The sequence below is a fragment of the Streptomyces sp. NPDC048361 genome (genome assembly GCF_040651795.1).
Taxonomy (GTDB): Bacteria; Actinomycetota; Actinomycetes; order Streptomycetales; family Streptomycetaceae; genus Streptomyces.
Window position 1 is genome coordinate 1 of the sequence record NZ_JBEZKW010000137.1, and the last position, 1,548, is coordinate 1,548.

1 protein-coding gene is annotated in these 1,548 nt (G+C 69.3%); it reads right to left on the reverse strand.

The window, feature by feature from the left end:
• Window positions 1-63: 63 nt before the first annotated feature.
• Entirely contained in the window at window positions 64-1,281 is a 1,218-nt protein-coding gene (locus tag AB0D31_RS34690) for an IS110 family transposase (protein WP_362730918.1), read from the reverse strand.
• Window positions 1,282-1,548: the final 267 nt, after the last annotated feature.

The window sequence follows — 1,548 nt, forward strand, 5'->3', positions numbered from 1 at the left end:
GTGCCTCTATGTCTTTCGTCAAGGCACCCCTGGCGGGTTTGGGGTGGTTCAGGGTTGCTGGGGTTATGCGGCTAGTTCGACGTCCTTCGGTGTCCGGGATTCGTAGAAGGTGCCGTCGCGGAGCATGGCGAACAGGACGCTGATGCGTTGGCGGGCGAGGCGGAGGAGAGCTTGGGTGTGGGTTTTGCCGCGGGCGCGTTGCTTGTCGTAGTAGGTGCGGGAGGCCGGGTCGGCGTTCATGCAGGCGAAGGCGGAGAGGAACATCGCGCGTTTGAGCTGCCGGTTGCCGCCGCGTGGGGCGTGTTCGCCGTGGATCGAGGTCCCGGATTGCCTGGTGGTGGGGGCGAGTCCGGCGTAGGAGGCCAGGTGGGCGGCGGTGGGGAAGCTGGTGCCGTCGCCGACGGTGGTCAACAGGACAGCGGCGGTCCTGACGCCGACGCCGGGCATCGAGGTCAGGACCGGGGAAAGAGGGTGGGCCTCCAGCAGGGTGTTGATCTGGGCTTCCATCGCCCTGCGCTGGGTGTGCACGGCGGTCAGGGAAGCGGCCAGGGAGGGGATGACGATGTCCAGGGTGCCGGTGCCCGGGACGACGACGGTCTGTTCGTCGAGGGCGTCGAAGACCTCGTCGATCAGTCGGGCGGCCATGCGGGGGGCCTTCGGGCGGATCAGTTCCACGAGTCTGCGGCGGCCGGCCTTGCGCAGGGCGGCCGGGGAGCCGTAGCGCTCCAGGAGCCAGGTGACGGCCTGGTGGTCCAGACGCGGTCCCAGGACGCGTTCCAGGGAGGGGTGGAACTGGGTGAGCAGGCCGCGTATCCGGTTGCTGGTGCGGGTGGCCTCGGCGGCCAGGTCCTGGTCGAAGCCGGTCAGTACGGTCAGCTCGGCGGTGATCTCGTCGGTCAGTTCCAGGGAGCGCAGGGTGTGTGGCATCGTCCGCGCGGCATCGGCGATGACGGCCGCGTCCTTGGCGTCGGTCTTGGCCTCGCCGGGGTAGAGGTCGGCGATCCGGCGCATGGCCAGGCCGGGCAGGTAGGCGACGCGGCAGCCGGCGTCGCGGGCGACGGTCAGCGGGAGGGCGCCGATGGAGGCGGGCTGGTCCACGATGACCAGGACGGTGCCGAACTTCGCGGTCAGCTTGTCGAAGACGGCCCGCAGTTTCGGTTCGCTGTTGGGCAGCGGCTTGTCGAAGACCTTCTTCCCGGCCGGGGTGAGCCCGTGGCCGTGGTGAGTGGACTTGCCGACGTCCAGGCCGAGGAACACGCCCACGTCTTCGATCTCGAACATCGTGCCCTTTCAGGGGTGTTGACGGTGCCGGCCTCGGCTCGGGTGTCGTGCTCGCGCATCCACGTTATGCAGGCCTGCCGCCCGCGAACTGTCCGGCATTGCGCCGGACCGGGTGGTGGCCGGACCTCTGATCAGCGTCTCCGACGGCACCTCCCGGGCCCGGTGACACCACCCCCCAGGTCATTCCTTCGACAGGGGGACACAGTCATGCCGAGCCCGGAGGCCAGCGGCTCCGTTGCGGAACCGCGGAAAACATAACGGGGGGTG

What these genes read in the sequence shown, in the direction of transcription:
- AB0D31_RS34690 (WP_362730918.1), bottom strand. Translation starts at nt 1,281, where the DNA reads ATGTTCGAGATCGAAGACGTGGGCGTGTTCCTCGGCCTGGACGTCGGC.